We start from the raw sequence: 19234 nt of genomic DNA, 5'->3' as shown, positions 1-19234 counted from the left end.
CTCACTGGCAGCCCTGCCGGCAAGCCACTCCGCCACGCCACAAGACGAACCGCCCGCGGTCGGCGAGCCGAAAAACCCTCGGGACTTCCCAGGATGAAATCGGCCACATTGACTGGATCGCCTCCCAGGTAAATGAGGTAGATTGCCGAACAAGGACATACGGAGCGCCACCCGCACCACAGAAATAAAAGGGAAACTCAACCACAGCCAAAGAATCCCTAAAATATGGCGCCGGCGCTTCCTGCGTAAGGGGAAGGCGAATGCGCTTTGCGCGACGGAAGGTCGAAGCAGGATTGCTGACCGATTTCTATTCACAGTCCGAGCAGCAGAAGGCTCAGATCGTAATCGTCGAAGGGGCGGTGGCGAGCGGCAAGACGACCCTGCTGCACTGCTTCACCGAAGAGATCAGCTCCTCCGGGGCGCTGGTTCTCACCGCCATCGGCTCCCGTGCCGAACGCACCCACCCCTTCGGGGTGCTCAGCCAGTTGTGCCACGGCGTCCACGACAGGGAACTACGGACCTGGGCCGACAGCCAGGTGACCGCGCTGCTCAGCCAGGACACGCCGAACCAGGAGCCCGTGCCGATGCGACAGACCACCGCGCGCATCGCCGGCTCGCTGTGCTCCGCACTCCAGGAACGCGCCGCCGGCCGGACCATCGTCATCGCCATCGACGACGTACACCATGCCGACGCCCCCTCTCTCCAGATCCTGCTCTACCTACTGCGCAGATTCAGGAGCGAGAAGCTGCTCGTGCTGATCAGCGAGTGGATCGTGACGTCACCCGCCCACCCCACCTTCCGGGCGGAGCTGCTGCGCCAGCCCAACTGCCACCGCATCCTCGTTCAGCCGCTCTCCGTGGCCGAGGTGGCCGAGGTGCTCACCGAGCATGTGGATGAGCCCACCGCCGCCCGGATCGCACCCGCCTACCACGAAGTCTGCGGCGGCAACCCGCTCCTGCTGAGGGGGCTCGTCGAGGACGGTCTGCTGCACGCGGTCGGCGACGAGCAGGCGCTGCCCCCCACTCCGCGCACCGAAGAATCGTTCCGTCAGGCTGTGTTCGCCTGTCTGTACCGCTGGGGCCACCGGACCATCGCCGTGACCCGGGCACTCGCCGTCCTCGGTGTGAGGGCCGATCCGGCGCTGGTGGGGGAACTCGTGGGCATCAGGCCGGCACGGGTCGAACGGATCGTGCGCTCCCTCGTCCAGTCACGGCTACTGTGCGACGGCCGACTGCGGCACCCCGCCATAAGAGCCGCCGTACTGGAGACCCAGCCCCTGGAGGACCGGCTGGACATGCACCTGCACGCGGCCCAGTTGCTGCACGACAACGGCGCGGACGCCACCGAGGTCTCCCAGCACCTGATCGTCGCCGACAAGATCCCCGGGCAGTGGGCCATCTCCGTCCTGCACAGCGCCGGCACCCAGGCATGCGCCGATGACCGGGTGGAGTTCGCCCTTCAGTGCCTCGAACTGGCACAACGCGAATGCCGGCAAGAACCGCTACGCGCGTCCCTCACCCTCTCGCTGGCACGCGAGACGTGGCATCGGGACCCCTCGGCCGCCGCGCGCCACCTCACGCCCCTCAAGAAGGCGGTGCGCGACGGATTCCTGGAGCGGCAGGACGCGCTCACTGTGGCTCTCTACTTCTTCTGGCACAACCGATCGGAGGAGGCCCGCGAACTCCTGACGCGACTCCAGTCCTCCTCCGGTGCGCCCGGATCGGACGAGGCGGCGCACCAGACGGCACTGGAGCACTTCCAGCAGTGGTTGCACACGGGCATCCAGGTGCCGAGCTGGGGACTGACCGCGGCCAGCGTGGCGAGCGACCCCAACGCCACCACACCCGGCTGGGTCACCACACCCGGCTGGGTCACCGCACTCGCCCACGGGAACTCGGCCCTGCGCGACGGCCTGCACGACAAAGCGGCCGAATGGGCCGGGCAGGCGCTGGCCGCCCTCCGGCTGTCCGACACGACTCTCGGTGATGTCCAGTTCGCACTCTCCACGCTCATCCACGTGGGCCGGCCGCACCAGGCCGAGGTCCACTGCGAGTACTTTCTCAACGAGGCGCGCGCTCGTCGCGCGACCACCTGGGAAGGGCTTTTCACCGCGACCAAGGCCACGATAGCCCTGCGTCGAGGCGCCCTGCAGGACGCGGTGGACCTGGCCCAGCAGGCACTCCGTCTGCTGTCGACCCGCAGTTGGGGCGTGACGATCGGCCTCCCCTTCTCCGTTCAACTGCTGGCGCTGACCGGCCTTGGGCGGCACGACGAAGGGGAACGGCTGCTCCGCCAGGCCGTGCCGAACGGCATGTTCGAGTGCCCGTCCGGACTGCGGTACCTGCACGCGCGCGGGCACCACCATCTGGCGATCAACAATCCGCAGGATGCCTACCAGGACTTCCACCGGTGCGGTGAGCTCATGCAGAAGTGGTCGCTCGACCTTCCAGAGATCGTTCCATGGCGCAGCGACCTGGCCCAGGCCCACATCCATCTCAACCGCAGGGACGAGGCACGAGCCCTGGTCCTCGAACAGCTCTCCATGCCGGGCGGAAACGGCCCTCGCATTCGCGGGATGTCGCTGCGGGTACTGGCTGCCACCGAGGACATCGAGGACCGCCCGGCGCTGTTGAACGAGGCGGTCGGCCTGCTCAGGTCGTGCGGCGAACAGGCGGAACTCGCCTGCGCTCTGGCCGAATTCAGCCGCGTACACCAAGAGCTGGGCTCGTTCCACGCAGCCAGGACGCTGGGCCTGGAGGCCTTGCGAACCGCCCAGGAGTGCGGGGCAGAGCGCCCGCACCGACTGGCGCGCCACACCCTCGGCCTACTCGACAGCCCTCAGACCGTTGAGGCCGAGGGGATGGAACCCTTGAGCGACGCCGAGCGGCGGGTCGCGGCGCTGGCCGCGACCGGATGCTCCAACCGCGAGATCGCGAGCCGTCTGTTCATCACGGTCAGCACCGTCGAGCAGCATCTGACCCGCGCCTATCGCAAGTTGAACGTGAAGCAGCGTTCGGAGCTGCCGCGGTTTCTCGCGGATCTGGAGGACCCTCGCGCGCGTGTGCGTGATCGAACGGCGCAGAACGATCCCCGCCCTCTCGCGCTGGGAGCCCACACAGACGACAGTATGCATACGGCCGCCTTCTGTGGGTCTGTATGGGTCAACGGTGGGTCTCCGAACGGGAAATGACACCCGATGACAGACGTGGCCGTCTCGGCTGAGGCCGTGGAGGAAGTCAAGCCGACCGAGCTGAAGCCGGATGCTCTGGACGACCAGCTGCTCAGCCGGCTGGTGGACCGTGCGAAAGCTGACGGCAGCAGACTGTCCGGCGAGGGGCGGGCTGCTGCAGCAGCTGACGAAGAGGATCCTCGGCCCGGTTGAGGTCGACGTGTCCCGGAGCGGGCAGCCGTTCCCGTCATGGGCGAGCCCCTCTGTCAGCGTTCACGATCTTGGGGACGTCCGGGCGGACGCTGACATACCCCATGTGGTTCCGTCGCCGGAGACCGGCCACGGCTCGGAATGCCGACGAAGCGGTAGGAGTCGGCCCCGGTTTCGGGGATGGTGCCTCAAGCGTGGGGCCGGCAATCGCTCGCCTTCTTGGACGGTGAAGGAGACACCGTCGACGACGGCGCGGTCGCCGTAGGACGTGCGCAGTTCACCGACTCGATGACCGACATGCCTTGAGCGGCTCCGCAGGCTCCGCGCTGCTCGTCGCGCGGGTGCCGCACCGGTTCAGGTCCGCGTGGGCGGTCTGGTCAGTCTGCCGGGTCGGGGGGCCACGGACCGAGTTCCGGCAGGTGGACAGTGTTCGTGTGCAGGTGGCCGTCGATGGTGCGGCCGGCCATCCAGGCCGCGAGGTCACGTACGGCTCCGCAGACCTCGACTGTCGTTCCGGTACCCATGGCCTGGGTGAACTCGTGGTCGGTGGCCTGCAAGACCAGCCGGGTGCCCGCTGGAGCACGAGTGGACAAGAACTCCACAGCGTGCAGGGCGAAGTCCAGCGGCCAGTCGCGGGGGCGGTAGCCGGCCATGAGATCGACGGCGTGGATCTCTGCCTCTCGCCACCGTGCCAGCGCGGTATCGCGCACCGTGGCATGGCGGAACCGGACCCTGCGTGTCCAGACCTCTGCCGTCAGCCCGCTCCAGGTGTCTTCCAGAGCCTGCTGGGCCAGCTTCAGTTCCGCACGCAGCTGCGCCAGGGGCCGGGTGGCACCTTCGTCGACGGACCGGTCACGTCCGCTCCGGCCGCCGTCGTACATATCGATGACCTGGCCTTGCAGAGCGGCCCGTGCCTGCCTGTCGAAGGCACGTGCGTTGTCCGCAAGGTGTTTGAGAACATGCCCGCGGGTCCACCCGGGCAGGGCAGAGTCTGCGTCCTTGTGCCGGTCAACGAGACGATCGAGCAGTGCCAGGACCCGGGCATGCGCTCGCGAGACTCTAGGCACCAGTTCATCAGGGGCTATGTGCGAGTTGACCGCTGTCGCAGCCCAGCCCTTGATCCACTTCCGGTACACGCCCTGGACGTGCACGACCGAACGCGAACACCCACGGAGACACGACGAGTTTGCGCACCGCCGACGAATCCCACCGGCCGGAGCGTCGGGCTGTCGCAGGTCACCGAGCGGACAGGAAGGGCCTCGGGCGGTGGTCGATCGTGAGGGTGCCATTGCCGCCCACGGCACCGGTCCGGCTCCAGCCGCCCTAGGAGACGGGGTGCTCCCGGCGTGACCACGAAGACTCTCGATCACTCGCCGTGACACGGAACGGGAAGTCGGCCGCGACGACACCGGACTGCGCGCCGCGACCGCCGCCCTCGGTGGCGGTGGTCGCTTCTGCCGGCGGGTGATCACCGTCGCCGGGCGGTGCCTGGCAACGGCGATCTCCCCTGCTCATCCAAGAACTGCTTAGCGAGCCACCCGCCACTTCAGTGACCCGGAGAGCAGCTTGCGCAATGCCGGGTCGCGGACCGCGTGCGTGCGGTCGATGGCTTTGGCGGTGACCGTGTGGGTGCGGCCGTCGGCGGGGACGCCGAGGGTGCGGGGTGTGACCGTTGTCCTGCCACGGGAGGACTTGGTCTCGTGGCCGTCGATCAGCCACGTGACCTGTACGGAGGCGGGCACTGTGACGTGCATGCGGTCTTGACCGGTCAGGATGCGGTCGGTGGCCACCGGACTGGTCAGCACGTCGGCGTAACGGTAGAAGCCCGCGATCATCGCCTCGCGGCCGGGAAGGTTGAACTCGCGGCCGAGCGTCCGCATGAGCGAGTTTTCGGTGGGACGGTTGAGGCCGTACCGGTAGTAGCCGCCGCCCTCGTACGCGCCGACCGTGCCGCCGTCCGGTGACTGCTCGCCGATCCAGCGGTACCACTTCTGCTGCCGGGCGGTCATCTCGTCGGCAGAGAAGGTGGTGATGTTGGCCTCGGCGGGCTCGGGGCCGGTGTAAGTGCCCGGTTGGCCGTAGTCGTATTCGTCGGCGAGCTTGCCCAGTGAATGGCCGGTCTCATGGACCGCGATCTGATCGGACCGGTCATTGTCGGAGGAGGCGGTGGCGATACCGTCGTAACCGAGCTGCGAGGAGATGTCGTTGTAGCCCGCGCCTCCGTACTTGGTGGAGTTGGAGAGGACGACGACGAGGTCGGCGGCCGGGGCCTTGGAGGCGTACGACTCGACCTTTCCGGTGTCGACGCAGAGCAGTCGCTCGATGCCGCTGCAGAAGAAGGCGGAGTCGAGAGCGGTGTCGCGGACCACGTCCTGTGTCGGGTCGCCGGAGACGCCGGAGTCGTTGGAGACGGCGTCGACGGCCCAGACGTTGAACAGGGTGGTGTAGGAGGCGTACGGATCGACCGCGCTGATCTTCGCCCACTTGGCGCGGACGTCGTCGTGGAAGTCCTCCTGCTGGGCGGCGGTGTAGCCATCGCCGATGAAGACGACGTCGAGCTTGGTCTCGACGGGACCGTTCTGGACGATGGGCGTTACGTCGCCATCGGAGGCGATCGCGGCCTTTTCGGACGGGGAAAGCGGCTCTGGGGCCGGGACGGTGGTGTGTCGGGGGTGAGTGCCCGCTCCCGTGAAGTACTCGACCTGCTGCGTGGGTTGGTTGTGCTGGGGCGGGACCGGGGTGCGGGTGGCGTCCTGGGCCGTGGCCGCGGTGGCCGCTGGGGTGGCGAGCAGTGCCGCGGCGGCTATGCCGGCGGAGATGGCGGTACGTATGGAGAGGCGTCTGGGGGTGGGGGTGGAGGCGGTTCGTATGGGGGTGTGTTTGCCCATGGGGGGTTTCCTTCCGAAGCCCGTCGCGCCGACGACGGTTGAGTCGGATTCAGGCGCGGCTCAACGTAAAGGCTTCGGAGGCACCAGGCAACGGTTGGTGTCCAAGGGGGTGCTGGGGCAGACGAATTCGGGACGGTGGGGACTGGGTTCAGAGCACGACAGGGGTGGACGTGCGAGGTCCGTATGGATCGGCTGAGCATGAGGAACGAGGACGCGATGGGCGCCACGGGCAGCATGGGCAGCGGCGCGGTGACTGGCCGGAAGCGGCTGTCGGGACCACGGCGCAGACGGCAGGCGCCTCCAAGGGCATCGGCGCGGCGAGTACAGGACGCGACAGGTTCGGACGTCAGGCGGGTACGGTCGGCCTCGTGCGACTTGTGCTGATCTCCGACACCCACCTTCCCAAGCGCGCCAAGACGCTGCCCCAGCAGCTGCTCGACGAAGTGGCGCGCGCCGATATCGTCGTACACGCCGGTGACTGGGTTGACACCGCCACACTGGAACTGCTGGAGGCTCGGGCTTCGCGGCTGATCGGGGTGTACGGGAACAACGACGGACCGGAACTGCGGGCTCGGCTGCCGGAGGTGGCGTACGCGGAACTGGAGGGCGTGCGGCTCGGTGTGGTGCACGAGACCGGGCCTGCGCAGGGGCGTGAACGCCGCTGCGCCGAGCGGTTCCCCGGGCTCGATGTGCTGGTTTTCGGCCACAGCCATATCCCCTGGGACTCCCTCGCCGACGACCGGCTGCGGCTGCTGAATCCCGGTTCGCCGACCGACCGCCGACGACAGTCGTACTGCACGTATATGACGGCGGAGGTCAGCGGGGGCCGGCTCGGAGCGGTGGAATTGCATCGTCTGCCCCGCGGGTAGCGTGGGGGCTTGTCGAATGTTCCGGCAGCCCCACACGCGACGCAGGGCGCGGACGGACTGATCCGGGCCGTGTCACACATTCAGCGACAGCCCCAGCCGCCCCGTCCGGAGGACGATCGTCAGGGTCGACGTCTGCGTCTGCGTCTGCGCGTACGCCTACGGGGGCTTTCGGTGGGGGCATCGGACGCGCCTCCGCCTGTTACGGCCGGGCAGTTGCCCTGACGTCCTCGGTGAGCTCGGGGTCGTCAACACCTCGCAGTTGACCCCGATGGGTTCGAGGAAGGGCTGCAACAACACGGTCGGCGGCCGAAGGTAGGGGTGAGGCAGACCTCGCAGCCGATGAGCCGGTTCTGGTGATGTCCCGGCTTGCCGGTGCTCCGCTGCGCGGCAGTCCCATCGGGACCGAGCAGCCTGATGCCTTGGTCGAGGTGGTGACCGCGCTTCACGGGGCTGTGCCGCCGGACGTTGTCTGTCCGCGGAGTTCCGCTGAGGCCGGGGCATCAAAGGGAGCTCATCAGGCAACCCGGCAGGTGGGCCACGGCGGTTCGCCCAGCGCGCAGGGGCTGGTGCGCCGGGCCGTGGATGACGGTTTGAGGTGGCTGGCCCGGTCGGGGCTGGAAGCCGACGCCATGCGGGAGGCCTCAGCGGTCTTCGGCCCGGGGGCCGGCAATCTCGCCAACTATCTGCGGGACGGAACCCGGGTCCAGGACGTCGACTTCGAGGAATCCGGCCTCAGTGATCGCGCCTTTGAACTGGCGGAAATCACGAGGTTGTCGCCGCACGAGCCCGCGTGCGGGCGCGGGAAGCGGAAAGGCGACGCACGCACGGTCGCTCCACCCGGACGTACAGCAGCCACGAGGCCAGCAGGACGACGGGAACGCCGATCACCACCACCCAGACACGGCTTACATGATCCTTCGGGGCGAGATTGACGGATCCCAGCACCAGAAAATGGGTGAGATAGATGGCGTAGGAGATCTCGCCGAGGAATACCAGGGGGCGCGTACGCAGCAGCGACGGTCGGCCGCGTAGGTCCAGTTCCGCGGTGGCGTAAACCAGGAGCACGAGCGGGAACGCGGTCGCGGCCGCGTACATGAACCTGGGCGGCAGGCAGGTGTCGCCCACGACAATCGTGCCGATGACGCCCAGCGCGGCGGGGAGAACGCCGATGCGCGGCAGCCGGAATCCCGTTGCGGAGATACGGGCTGCCATCATCCCGAGAACGAATTCGGGCAGGCGCGTGAGGGGCAGTACGTAGAGGAACCAGTATTCGGGGAAGAAGGCTCCGCGCGTATTGATGATGCCCTCGCACAGCACCGGCCATGTCCAGACGAGGGCGAGGGCGAATCCCGAGCCGACCAGAAGTCCACGGAGCGTCAGTCGTTCGATCCATGGCTGGAGTACGGGGAAGAGGAGGTAGAAGAACATCTCGGCGGCCAGGGACCAGGCAACGGGGTTGCCTGCCGTGACGAACCGCTGGCTGGGAATCCAGGAGTGCACCAGAAAGAGACTGGAGAGGTGGGCCTCTAATCCAGCATTGCTGGTGGCGGCCGCCGCACCGGCGCCGGCGAGCGCGACCATCATCAGCGACCAGGTGACCACGTGGTTGGGAAGAACCTTGGCGGCACGTCGACGCCAGAATCCACGTGCGGTGTCGGTCGGGCGGGCGGAGTGGACGAGGACGTAGCCGCTGAGGATGAAGAAAAGCGATACCGAACTTCCGCCCACCCACTCGTGGAGGCCGATGGTCTGGACGGAGTGAGGGTGGATCAAGAACGCGCAGTGCGTATAGACGACTCCGCCCGCGGCGATGAAGCGCAGACCGGTCAGAGAAGGCAACCGCCCAGGCCCGGAGCGTGTGCGCTCCTTCGCCGTCCCGTCGTCCAGGCGGCCGCTCAGGGCTCGGTCGGCCATAACGAGCGACTGCGACGGCGGCCGGGGGAAGGGGCGCATGAGGGGACTCCTGTGAGAGAACGCCCAGGATCATGACCGCCACTCACATGTGCGGGGATGTGTGGGTCGGGCGCCCGGGATCAGGCTGACATGATCAAGACTTCACAGTGGCTGCCTCTGGGACACGAAGCCGGAAACGGAACGGACGGGACGCCGGGTTGTCGAGAGGAGTGTTCTCACCGGAGAAGTGTTCTCGCTCCCGACTCCTCGCCCCGAACTCCATTCATGACACATTCCGTCGCGCTGGACATGCGGCTCGCTCTCGTCGAGCGGGTGACGATGCCCATCGCCACCCATCAGGGTGACCCTGCGTAGGCCGTGCCGGCCCCAGGCCGGGATGCGGCGGCGGGGGGTCGCGCTCCAGAGCCATCCGATCACGTGGATGTTTGCGGACGTTCTCGATCCGTTTACTGTGACCCGAGGAGGAATTCATGCTCGTGGCCGAGTTTTCCTGACAGATTTCTCCGGCCTGCGGCGACCAGGCCGCGGGGACGCAACGTATTTGAATGAACACGCAGAGCAATCCCAACGCGTGCGACGAGTACCCGAGAATTCCAGGACAATGGGGCGATAGGGCAACTGGGCAAGAGGCGATGGCGGTGTGTGCGCGAGCGTGATGCGCACCGTGAAAGGTGAAGGTGGCCTGCCTGTGGATCGTGCGGCACAAGAAGTGGGGCAGCGCATTCGTGCTCGGCGTCTGCTGCGCGGGCTGGGGCTCAGAGTGACGGCGGAGCGCGCGGGGATCTCACCGGCGTTCCTGTCGATGGTGGAGCGGGGGCAGCGACGGCTTGACCGGCATTCCCATATCGCCGCCCTGGCCGAGGTCCTGCAGATCTCGCCCGCCGAGCTGACCGGGCAGGCCCCTGCCCGGACCCACCGTGCCTCGGAGGCGGCGCATGCCGCCGTGCCTCAGGTGCGTGGGGCGCTCACCCGGGTATCTCCGCCACCGCCGGCGGACTCGCGGGCGGTGACGCCGGAATTCCTGCGGGCGGAGATCGACGACGCGGTGCGGCTCGTGTACCGCTGCGATTACGTCCGAGTGCTCCAGCGGATTCCCGGACTGCTGGCCCGGTTGTACGAGGCGGTGGAAAAGGAGCGTTCTGCGCGGCGGGCGGAGTATGTACGGCTGCTGCTGCGTGCCTACCACCCGGTATGCGTGGTTCCTCTGCGTAACCTCGGATATCACGATCTGGCGTATCTCGCCGTGGAGTATGCCTCGGTGTACGTCAGGGAAATCGACGAACCCTCGTGTCACGCCACGCATGCCTACTGGCGTGCGTGGTCCAGCTGGTTCGTGGGCGCTGATGATTTCATCACGCGTACCTGTGCCACGGCGGCCGACGCATTGGCCCGCGCGGCGCGCACTCCCGAGGACTTCTCCGTCTACGGCAGCCTCTGCCTGCGTGCCGCGATCTCGTCCGCGCGCAGGCGGAGCCAGCACGACGCCCTCGGGTACTTGCGCGAGGGCATCGGGGTCCTCGGCCGGGCCGGGGGCGGTGTGGCGGGCGATCTGCTGTTCACGCCCACCAAGGCCGGTATGGACCGTGCGGAGGTGATGTGCTGGCTCGGCCGGCATGACGATGTCGCCCACCTGGCGCGTCAGGTCCGTGTCCCGACCGGTTCCTCTCCGTTCGAGCGTGCGCACCGTCACGCGGTGCTCGGGGACGCACTGATGTACGCGCGAGGTCACGAGGACGAGGCCGTCGCACATTTCCTCCGCGCGGAGCGGACGGTTCCGGAGCATACGCACGAAAACCCGTACGTCCAGCGCGCCGTCACGGAACTGCTGACGCGCTCCTCCGGCGTCACCAAGGGGTGCGAGCTGCGGGGTCTGGCCTACCGTATGGGGATCACTCCGCCCGACGTCCCGTCGTGACGCACGGCCACGCCGGCCCCGCGCACCGCAGGAAGTCCCGTACGGCGGGCACATCCCGATAGGCGCCGAGTGCGCGCAGCAACCGGTCCGCCTCGCGGCGGACGAGTCCGGACCGGATGCCGTGCAGCCGGTCCGCCGCCCAGAGGGCCCACGCCACGGCGGCCTCCACCTCGTTGCCGGCGAGCAGCACCCGGGCGGCACGGACGTAGCGGATGGCCGCGGTCCGGTCGTCCTGGTCGGCGGAGCCCGATACGGCCAGGTGGACCAGAGCCTGCCGGGGGCGGCCGAGGTCCAGCAGGTCGCTCCCCCACTGCGATTCGAGTGCCGAGGCGGTGATCCAGGACGTGAGCGGGCTCGTCCGGGAGCCCTCGTCGTGTCGCAGCGCGGTGCGGGCGGCCGCCACCGACCGGCCGTGCGCGACATGGTCCCCCAGCAGGGCGTGGGCCCGTGCGGATGCGGCGTGCAGTGCCGCCGTGGTGCGCGCACAGGGCCGCTCGCCCGGCGCGTTCAGCTCCGCGTTCAGCAGGGTCAGCGCGGCGGCCGGGGCGTGGGCGGCGCACTGCTGGTATGCCAGGTGCATCGTGAAGTGGGCGTGCAGTTCGGTCGCTCCGCCGACGTCGGCGAGGTGCCGCGAGGTGTGGAAGAAGCTCTCGGCGCCGGCGAAGTCGTCGGCGTCGTAGGCGATCCAGCCCCGCAGCCCGGCCGTGAAGGAGGCGGCGGCGTACAGTTCCGCGCGCGTGGCCGGGTCGTGGGCGCCCTCTTCGAGCAGCCCGGTGAGCAGGGCGAGTTCGGCTTCGGCCGGGGCGGCGAGGCGCTGGGAGCCCAGCGTTCGCTCCAGGGTGATCAGGGCGTCCAGTCGGGAGCCGATGATCCGCAGGACGTCGGACTCCACACGTCCTGCGGAACCGGGCGGCCATGGCATGTTCATATCGCCCCAGGGCCCCGCTCACCGACGTCGGCGTACGGGTCGCCACCACCGGGAAGCCCGTCCGCGTGACGGCCCTTTTCCAGGTGTTCCAGGAACGCGCGCGCGGCGGGTACGTCGCGGTGGGGGGCGAAGGCGTGCCGAAGCCTCTCCAGCGCCTCGGCGGGCGCGCCGCCGAGCAGTGCCACGACGCGCTCGCCGCTGCCCACGGCGGTTTCGACGTCACCGACCGCCAGCTGCGCCCGGACGGCGTGCGGCAGGTAGAGGACGGCGATTCCCGGGGACTGGACGTCCGCCGTCGCCGCGTCGAGCAGCGGCGCGAAGCGGTCCAGCGCCTTCGTCGGACGGCCGAGTGCGAGGTGGACCACGCCCGCGCTCATACGGAGCATGGTGCCGGCCAGCAGCCAGGCGGGGATCGGCTCGTCCGCACGGTCCGTGGCCACGTCCATGGCCGCTTCCGCGATGTCCAGTGCCCGGCCGCTCTCCGTCGTCTCCCCCAGCCGGGCCTGGGCATGGGCCCGTCGCAGATGGAGCAGGGCGTGGAGCGGGGCGGGGGGCCGCCGCGGCCGGTGCGCCAGGCCGTGTGCGGCGTCGACGAGGGCGAGAGCGCCCCGCGCGCCGTCCGTCTCGCAGTGCGCGTACGCGAGATGGGCCAGCAGCGTCGCGGCCAGCCGGGGCGCCCGCGCGTCGATGGCCGCCCGGACGGCGGTGAGGAAGCACCGTTCCCCGGCGGCGCGGTCGCCCAGGAGCCATACCCAGGAGCACACGGCGGAGGCCCTGGCACCGAGCAGGCGCAGCCGCGTCCTCGCCTCGTCGTCGAACGCGGCGTCGTCCAGCAGCGTGGCGATCAGCTCGGCCTCACTGCGGGCGAGCGGGACCAGCGCTCCCGGCCCCAGGTGGCAGATCATCGATTCCAGGGCGGCCACCCTGCTCTCCAGCGCGGCGAGCGCCGCCACACCGCGCGGCGAGGCCGGCGGCGCCGCCGGGGGCGGGGGCGGAGGGTCGGCGGTGTGCGGCCAGGCGCGGATCAGCCGTGCGACGGTCTCGCCGGACGCGGTGAACAGCCCGCGGCCCACGGCGGGCGTCGGCCGTGACGCACTGCGCAGGGCTTCGGCCGTGCCCCCGGACGTCCACGGCCAAGCGGACGGTGCGCCGTCCGACGCCGCTTTGTAGAGCCACATCGGCCACTCGTCACAGAGCACGTCGTCCCGGGGCACCTGGTGCATGTGCGCGATGGCGAGTTGTGCGGTCAGCTCCGGCACGATGCGGCCCGACTCCCATCGCGCGACCTTCTCCCGGCGCGCGGCCATCCGGCCGAAGCCGAGGGCGGCGTGGGTCTTGGCCACAAGTCTGGCGTAGACGTGCTGAGAATGCCCCGCCGCCGTCCGCACCACCGCGAGGGGATGCCGCACGGCCCGTTCCCGCACGGCAGCCGGCTCCTTCTGCACCATGTGACCACCAGTTCTCACTCCGGGTGACCGCTTCACGCGGAACGGTAGTCGACCGCTCGGCCGCCTTGTTCACCGCTGTGAACGGAATATTCCGGGACGCCGGGTCGGACCGGACGTCGTGTAATGAGGGGGGAGGTGAGAGCGATGGCGCGGCTGTTGGTCTGGGGTGCGGAGCTCGTCGTCCGTCTGTCGTGGTGGGAGAAGGCCGCCGGGCTCCATGGCGATGTGCGGGTGCCGCTGTCGGCGGTGCGTCAGGTGATGGTCGAACCGGACTGGTGGCGGGCCCTGCGCGGGGTCCGCCGGCGCGGCCTGTGGGTGCCCGGCGGGCTGTGCATCGGCGTCCGCGGGCACCACGACGGGAAGGACTTCGTGGCCGTCCGGCCGCGGAGGCCCGTGGTCTGCGTCGCCCTGCGGCCCTCGTCGCCGTTCGGCCTGCTCGCCGTCACCACTCCCGATCCCGAGGCGACGGCGGCGCGGCTCCGGCGCCTCGCCCCGGACATCGAATCCACCCGCTGGCGGCAGGCGATTCCGGTACCGCCGGACACCGCGTGACGAAGGGAAGGGCGGGACGGGCTCTCCCTGCGGCGTTGTGGTCAGGCCGCGCGGAGGGTGAGGGCAGCGCCGAGCTCTTGCCATGCGCCGGCCTGGTTGTCGGGGGTTTCCGTACGCAGCAGCTGCCCCTGCTTCTCGACGCCGAAGGAGGGCGAGGCGAGGAAGGTGACGGCCTGGCGGGCGCGGTCCAGGGCCACGTCGGTGTCACCGGAGGCGAGGTGTGCCCGTGCGGCGTATCCGGTCCCCACGGCGGTGTTGCGGGCTTCGAATCGGGTGGCCGTGGGGGGCCGGGTCGAGCAGGGGCAGCAGATGGTCGAGGGCGGCGGTCTGTTCTTGCTGCATCGCGTACGCGCTGGCGCGGATGAGGCCGATCAGGGCGGCCAGCCGGGGCTGTGACCGGAGCGTTCGCAGGCCCGGTGCGCGGCGTCGAGCATGGGGTGGGCGTTGGCCGGTTCCCCGCAGCACACGTGTTGCGTGGTGAGCAGCGTCATCGCCCATGCGCCGAGCAGGCCAGCTCTTCGTAGAGCTCCTGGGTCTTCCGTTGGCGTCGTTCCAGAGCGGCCACGCGGTCCGGGCTGATGCGCAGACCGCGGCCGGGCGGCTCGAACGGGGCGGCGGCCTCCAGCCAGGCCGTGGTGAGGCTGGCGATGCTCTGCTCACAGGAGACGAGCCCGACGCACGTCAAAGGCACGCCCGAATCCCTTGGAATACGCCGTGCCGAAGGTTTCCCTTTTCTTGCGGCGCATGACTGATCACTGCCGCGGTTTCTCCGGTCCTGGGCCCGGTGCGACACCAGCGCCCGCCCACGGACCGGAGTCCCCACAACTCCAGGGAGACGCCTGTGTCCTCGACTTCCGCAGTGCCTCCGCGGTCCACCGCCCCGCAGCCCACCGTGCCCGGCCAGGCCACACCGTTCCCCGCCTCGGCGGTCCGGGGCTCCCCGCCCGTCGCGGCGCCGCAGACCCGCAGGTCCGGCGCCGACCGTGCGGTGCCCCTGCTGCGCTGGCCCGAGCAGGCCGCGGAGGTCGAGCGATGTCGTACGCACGGGATTCCGCGGCTGCTGCTCGTGGAGCCGGCCGCCTCGCCGCCGGTCTGTGTCGACCCGCTGGAGGACTGGGTCCGGGCGCCGGTGGGTGAGCGGGACCTGCAGGCGCGCCGGGCCGCTCTGCGGGCCAGGGCGGAGTGCCGCAAGCCGGTGATCGACGTGCACAACGTCCTCCGTTACGCCGGGCGGGCCCTTCCGCTCGCGGCCGGCGAGGCGGACCTGGTACGGCTGCTGCTCGACAACTACCGGTCGGTGGTCGGGCGGGCCGAGCTGGCCGTCCGGATGTGGCCGGAGGGCGATGCCGAGCGCCGCAACGCCCTGGACGTCAGGGTGCTCCGGGCCCGCCGCCGGCTCGCGCCACTGGGCCTGGTGATCAAGACCGTGTGGCGCACCGGCTACATGCTCGACACCCGGCGAGACGGAGAGGCCGTATGAACGGGAGGGGCGAGCGGGGCGAGCGGGGCGAGCGGGGCGAGCGGGGCGAGCGGGGCGAGCGGGGCGAGCGGGGCGAGCGGGGCGAGCGGGGCGAGCGGGGCGAGCGGGGCGAGCGGGGCGAGCGGAACGGATGAACGGCGGGCAGGGGGGCCGAGGGTACGGGCGGGCCGTGCACCCTCGCCCACCTGGCGCGACGGAGCGCCGAACGGTGGCCGACGGCGCCGGCCGTGCGGTGGCGGGACGCCGGCGTACTGACGCCGGACCAGCTCCGTCGGCTCGGACGAACCGCCGTGCCCGCGGCTGCATTGACCGGGCGTCAGGACAACGTCCGGCCCGACGACCTGCCGGTCGTCCTCTACACGTCGGGAACGACCGGGCCGAAAAAGGGGTGCGCCCTCTCCCACGGCAACTACGTCAGCGTCCTGCGCGCGCACCCCGCACCCCCGCCCAGGCCCGACGATGCGGCGGCCACGGGCCACGGCCCCGGCGGCACCCGCGGCAAGGGTCAGCGGTCCTGCCAGCACGAGGACCGTACGGGCCTTACGGGAGAGGAAGAGTCCCCGTCGTCGCAGCATCGATGCTCCCGGGGGGCGAGGGCCTCGACACCCGATACCGGTCGATCCGGCGGCGTCCGGGGGCTCGAACACGGCACGGTGGCCCGACAACCCGACGGTTGCCCGCACGGGACGCACCGCCGCCTCGGCCCCGCCTCCGCGGGCGGGATCAGCGGTTCTTGGGCTCAGCAACCCTTGAACTCAGTGGTCCTTGGGTGCCGCCGCCCCGCGCCGGCTCCGGCTGGGCAGACGCATCGTCAGCAGCTTGGCGCGCGGAGCCAGTCGGCGGACCATCGCGAAGACCGAGTCCGTACGTGACCGGTCCTCGTCCAGCACGGTGAAGAGGTTCACGCCGAGGTAGAACGTGATCGCCGCGTTGGCCAGATCGCGCGGCGGGGTGAGCCGGGCGAGCGCGCTGCCCCCGATCACCCGCTCCAGGGTCTCCTCGATGAACGCCTGCCACGGCTCCGCCCGCCGCGATACCTCGCCGCGCAGCTCGGGCTTGGCCACGGCCGCCGTGACGAGCTCGGAGAAGAGCGCGATATGCCCGCCGTCGAGGTCGTCCCGGTAGATACGCGTGGCGGCCTCGGCCAGCTCCTCCAGCGTCGTGACGTCGGCGACGGTGACGCGGTGCCGGGCCATCCGCTCGGCGGAGGAGCGGTCGAGGGCCGCGAGCAGCAGCTGGTCGACGCCCCCGAAGTGATAGAAGACCAGCGCCGAGTTGGCCCCGGCCTCCTTGGCGATCGTACGGGCGCTGGCGCCGCCGTACCCCTGGGTCTTCAGCACCGTCGTCGCCGCCTCGACCAGCCGGTCCTTGGTGTCCACCGTCATTGACTTGACCATCCTCTCACCGTGGCTTCATCATACGCTTTAATCAACTGATTAAACCGCTCGATGAAGAACTGTGTGCGGAAGAGATCACACGATGAGTGGCCACAAGCGGCCACTGACGAGCGACCACTGATGAAGAGACCGCCACGAACAGGGGTGGGAACGATGGCCGAGGACAACGGACAGCAGGGGGTCTCGCGGGCACGGTGGCGGTTGATCGGCGTGCTCGCCGTCCTGTTCGCCGCGATGCTGCTCTACAAGGTCCTGCACGCCGGGCATCTGGAGCAGACCGCTCTCTTCTACGTCGGCCTGCCCGCCTTCATCGCCCTCGCCGTGGCCATCGGCGCCCGGCCCAGGAGCGCCACCGGCAGCGCGCTCGCCGCCGTCACCATCGGGCTGGCCCTCGCCGGGCCGCTGCTCGACGAGGGGGTGATCTGCCTGGTCTTCGCCGCCCCGCTGTTCTATCTGCTCGCGGTGGCCATCGGCCTGATCGTCGACGGCACCCGGCGCAGGGAGCGCGAGGGGCGCGGCGGGCGCGCGCACGCCTTCGTCACCCTGCCCCTGCTCGCCGTGCTGACGATGGAGGGCACGGGGGCGTACGAGCTCCCGCGCGACAACGCCGCCTCCGTCACCCGTACCGTGGACCTGACTCCGGCGCGCTACGAGGCCGCCCTCGCCGCGCCTCCCCGCTTCGACACGCCCCGGCCCGTGTTCCTCCAGATCCCCTTCCCCCGCCCGCAGTCGTCCACGGGCACCGGCCTGAGCGTCGGCGACCACCGGGAGATCACCTTCTCTCCACGCAAGTCCCTCGGCTTCGGCTCCCGCCCCACCCCGCGCTCCATGCGCCTCGTCATCACCGAACGCGCCCCCGGCCGCGTCGTCTTCGCCGTCGAGCGCGACACGACCTACGCCCGCTGGCTGGACATCGAATCCGCCGAGGTGACATGGAAGCCCCGGGCGGACGGCCGCCGCACCGACGTCACCTGGACCCTCGACTACCGGCGCACCTACGACCCGAGCTGGTACTTCGGCCCCGTCCAGCAGTACGCCATGGAGCAGGCGGCCGCGTATCTCTCCGACACCTTCGGGGCCACGGCACGATGAACGACCCCGCGCTGGTCCGCGCCGCCTGCCTCTTCGGGCCGGCCATCGCCACGGCCGTGGCAGCCGGGCTGCGACCGCCCGCGCGCCGGACCCTCGCCGCCGCGATCGTGGCCACCGCCTGGAACGCCGTCTGGCTGCCCGCCCTCAACCTCCTTGCCGTGCGGGCCGGCTGGTGGACCTTCCACGCCGAGGGCGGCACGGCCGCGGGGATCCCCGTCGACCTGCTGATCGGCTGGTCCGTGCTGTGGGGCGCGCTGCCCGTCCTCGCGGACGGCGGGCGGATTCGGCTTCCGCTGCTGGTGGCGGGACTCGCCTGGCTCGACCTCGCCGTGATGCCGTTCGCCGCACCCGTCGTACGGCTCGGCGCCGACTGGCTCGTGGGCGAGGCGGCGGCGGTTGCCGCAGCCCTGGTGCCCGGCCTGCTGCTCGCCCGCTGGACCCGGCGGGCGACCCACCTCGCCCTGCGTGCCGGCGCCCAGATGCTGCTCAGCGCGGTGCTGATGTTCGCGCTCCCGATCGCCCTGGTCCGTCCCCACATTCCCGGTGGCACGGCCGGCCTCGCGATCACGGTGCAGCTCCTCGCCGTGCCCCTCCTCCTGGGCGTCATCGCCGTACGGGAATTCGCCGAGCGCGGCGGCGGCACGCCCCTCCCCTACGATCCGCCGCAACGGCTCGTCACCAGCGGCCCGTACGCATACGTCCGCAATCCGATGCAGCTGTCCGTCACCCTCAGCTACGCACTGCTCAGCCTGATCGCCCTTGACTGGCGACTGCTCGCCGCCGCGGCCACGTCCTTCGCGTACGGCGCCGGGCTCGCCGACTGGCACGAGGCGGCCGGGCTGCGTGACGCCCACGGCGAGCGGTGGGCCGCCTACCGCGCGGGCGTACGCGCGTGGCTGCCGCGCCTGCGGCCGTGGAGCGGCACGGCGACCGCCCGGCTGTACGTCGCGGAAAGCTGCGGCCCGTGCAGCCGGTTCGGCCGCTGGGTGGCGCGCCGGCACCCGGTCGCCCTGGAACTCGTACCGGCCGAGCACCACCCACGACCGCTGCGCCGGATGACGTACGAGACGGACGACGGCGCCGTACGGGCGGAGGGCGTCGCGGCGCTCGCCCGGATGCTGGGGCATCTGCATCTGGGGTGGGCGGTGCTGGGGTGGCTGTTGGTGGTGCCGGGGGTGCGCTGGTTCGCCCAGCTGTGCGTGGACGCGCTGGGGGCGGGACCGCGCGACATCCCGCACCGCCCGCAGGCGCAGCCGCCCGCTGCCACGACGCACTGACGGCTGATGCGGACGGGCACCGTGATGCCGGAGGTCCTATTTCATCAACGCCCGCGGCGACGAGGCGTTGGGGAGAGCACCTGGAGCTGCCTCG

18 protein-coding genes and 1 pseudogene are annotated in these 19234 nt (G+C 70.4%); 11 read left to right on the top strand and 8 right to left on the bottom strand.

Translation table 11 applies throughout. The annotated features are described in order from the left end of the window. Positions 1 to 260 precede the first annotated feature (260 nt). The 3 genes and pseudogenes from K9S39_RS40970 to K9S39_RS42235 all read left to right on the top strand — a co-directional run bounded on the left by K9S39_RS40970 (position 261) and on the right by K9S39_RS42235 (position 3686). On the top strand, positions 261 to 3191 hold the full coding sequence (locus tag K9S39_RS40970) for a helix-turn-helix transcriptional regulator (protein WP_248868360.1): 2931 nt from the start codon (positions 261 to 263) through the stop codon (positions 3189 to 3191). A 6-nt stretch (positions 3192 to 3197) separates the two neighbouring features. Continuing rightward, positions 3198 to 3372 (top strand): annotated as a pseudogene (locus tag K9S39_RS40965) (IS256 family transposase); the annotation flags it as partial. Positions 3373 to 3560: 188 nt separating this feature from the next. Beyond that, complete coding sequence (locus K9S39_RS42235) at positions 3561 to 3686, top strand: hypothetical protein (RefSeq protein WP_283113352.1); 126 nt, start codon at positions 3561 to 3563, stop codon at positions 3684 to 3686. Between the two features lie 71 nt (positions 3687 to 3757). Here the strand turns inward: K9S39_RS42235 and K9S39_RS40960 are convergent, their stop codons facing one another. Next, positions 3758 to 4447 carry a maleylpyruvate isomerase family mycothiol-dependent enzyme gene (locus K9S39_RS40960; protein ID WP_248868356.1) on the bottom strand — a complete coding sequence of 230 codons (690 nt, stop codon included), beginning with the start codon at positions 4445 to 4447 and terminating at the stop codon, positions 3758 to 3760. 459 nt (positions 4448 to 4906) lie between these two features. Then, positions 4907 to 6268 (bottom strand): M64 family metallopeptidase, encoded by a 1362-nt coding sequence (locus tag K9S39_RS40955; RefSeq protein WP_248868355.1) that lies wholly within the window; start codon positions 6266 to 6268, stop codon positions 4907 to 4909. A 368-nt stretch (positions 6269 to 6636) separates the two neighbouring features. On the opposite strand from K9S39_RS40955, the gene K9S39_RS40950 reads away from it, so the two are divergent. Beyond that, positions 6637 to 7137, top strand: a complete 501-nt coding sequence (locus tag K9S39_RS40950; RefSeq protein WP_248868354.1) for a metallophosphoesterase family protein — start codon at positions 6637 to 6639, stop codon at positions 7135 to 7137. Between the two features lie 762 nt (positions 7138 to 7899). Here K9S39_RS40950 and K9S39_RS40945 read toward each other — a convergent pair. After that, complete coding sequence (locus K9S39_RS40945) at positions 7900 to 9090, bottom strand: acyltransferase family protein (RefSeq protein WP_248868351.1); 1191 nt, start codon at positions 9088 to 9090, stop codon at positions 7900 to 7902. Between the two features lie 649 nt (positions 9091 to 9739). Between K9S39_RS40945 and K9S39_RS40940 the strand changes: the two genes are divergently transcribed. Then, the gene (locus tag K9S39_RS40940) at positions 9740 to 10966 is read left to right on the top strand and encodes a helix-turn-helix domain-containing protein (RefSeq protein ID WP_248868349.1); all 1227 of its coding nucleotides are present in this window, start codon (positions 9740 to 9742) and stop codon (positions 10964 to 10966) included. On the opposite strand, the gene K9S39_RS40935 is transcribed toward K9S39_RS40940, so the two are convergent. Continuing rightward, a complete protein-coding gene (locus K9S39_RS40935) occupies positions 10941 to 11858 on the bottom strand; it encodes a hypothetical protein (protein ID WP_248868347.1) in 918 nt (305 codons plus the stop codon). The two genes, K9S39_RS40940 and K9S39_RS40935, sit on opposite strands and share 26 nt — an antisense overlap. A gap of 32 nt (positions 11859 to 11890) precedes the next feature. Further along, positions 11891 to 13342 (bottom strand): hypothetical protein, encoded by a 1452-nt coding sequence (locus K9S39_RS40930; protein WP_248868341.1) that lies wholly within the window; start codon positions 13340 to 13342, stop codon positions 11891 to 11893. 144 nt (positions 13343 to 13486) lie between these two features. Between K9S39_RS40930 and K9S39_RS40925 the strand changes: the two genes are divergently transcribed. Continuing rightward, on the top strand, positions 13487 to 13894 hold the full coding sequence (locus tag K9S39_RS40925; RefSeq protein WP_248868340.1) for a hypothetical protein: 408 nt from the start codon (positions 13487 to 13489) through the stop codon (positions 13892 to 13894). A gap of 41 nt (positions 13895 to 13935) precedes the next feature. On the opposite strand, the gene K9S39_RS40920 is transcribed toward K9S39_RS40925, so the two are convergent. Both K9S39_RS40920 and K9S39_RS40915 read right to left on the bottom strand, forming a co-directional pair. Then, a complete protein-coding gene (locus K9S39_RS40920) occupies positions 13936 to 14142 on the bottom strand; it encodes a hypothetical protein (RefSeq protein WP_248868339.1) in 207 nt (68 codons plus the stop codon). A gap of 239 nt (positions 14143 to 14381) precedes the next feature. Beyond that, positions 14382 to 14585 carry a hypothetical protein gene (locus tag K9S39_RS40915; protein WP_248868338.1) on the bottom strand — a complete coding sequence of 68 codons (204 nt, stop codon included), beginning with the start codon at positions 14583 to 14585 and terminating at the stop codon, positions 14382 to 14384. A gap of 150 nt (positions 14586 to 14735) precedes the next feature. Here K9S39_RS40915 and K9S39_RS40910 point away from each other — a divergent pair, with 150 nt between their 5' ends. The 3 genes from K9S39_RS40910 to K9S39_RS42230 all read left to right on the top strand — a co-directional run bounded on the left by K9S39_RS40910 (position 14736) and on the right by K9S39_RS42230 (position 16246). Then, positions 14736 to 15374, top strand: coding sequence for a winged helix-turn-helix domain-containing protein (locus K9S39_RS40910; RefSeq protein ID WP_248868337.1), 639 nt, complete (start codon positions 14736 to 14738; stop codon positions 15372 to 15374). Next, entirely contained in the window at positions 15371 to 15508 is a 138-nt protein-coding gene (locus tag K9S39_RS40905) for a hypothetical protein (RefSeq protein WP_248868336.1), read from the top strand. The genes K9S39_RS40910 and K9S39_RS40905 overlap by 4 nt, the downstream gene beginning before the upstream one ends. A gap of 93 nt (positions 15509 to 15601) precedes the next feature. Then, entirely contained in the window at positions 15602 to 16246 is a 645-nt protein-coding gene (locus K9S39_RS42230) for an AMP-binding protein (protein ID WP_319949624.1), read from the top strand. On the opposite strand, the gene K9S39_RS40895 is transcribed toward K9S39_RS42230, so the two are convergent. Further along, positions 16130 to 16771, bottom strand: coding sequence for a TetR/AcrR family transcriptional regulator (locus K9S39_RS40895; protein ID WP_248868335.1), 642 nt, complete (start codon positions 16769 to 16771; stop codon positions 16130 to 16132). The genes K9S39_RS42230 and K9S39_RS40895 overlap by 117 nt on opposite strands. 153 nt (positions 16772 to 16924) lie before the next feature. Here K9S39_RS40895 and K9S39_RS40890 point away from each other — a divergent pair, with 153 nt between their 5' ends. Continuing rightward, on the top strand, positions 16925 to 17863 hold the full coding sequence (locus K9S39_RS40890; protein ID WP_248868334.1) for a hypothetical protein: 939 nt from the start codon (positions 16925 to 16927) through the stop codon (positions 17861 to 17863). After that, entirely contained in the window at positions 17860 to 19140 is a 1281-nt protein-coding gene (locus tag K9S39_RS40885) for a methyltransferase (protein ID WP_248868333.1), read from the top strand. The genes K9S39_RS40890 and K9S39_RS40885 overlap by 4 nt, the downstream gene beginning before the upstream one ends. Positions 19141 to 19234: the final 94 nt, after the last annotated feature.

Source organism: Streptomyces halobius, assembly GCF_023277745.1.
GTDB lineage: Bacteria > Actinomycetota > Actinomycetes > Streptomycetales > Streptomycetaceae > Streptomyces > Streptomyces halobius.
Note: the sequence above shows the minus strand (reverse complement) of the source record. Positions and strands in the feature narration are given on the sequence as shown.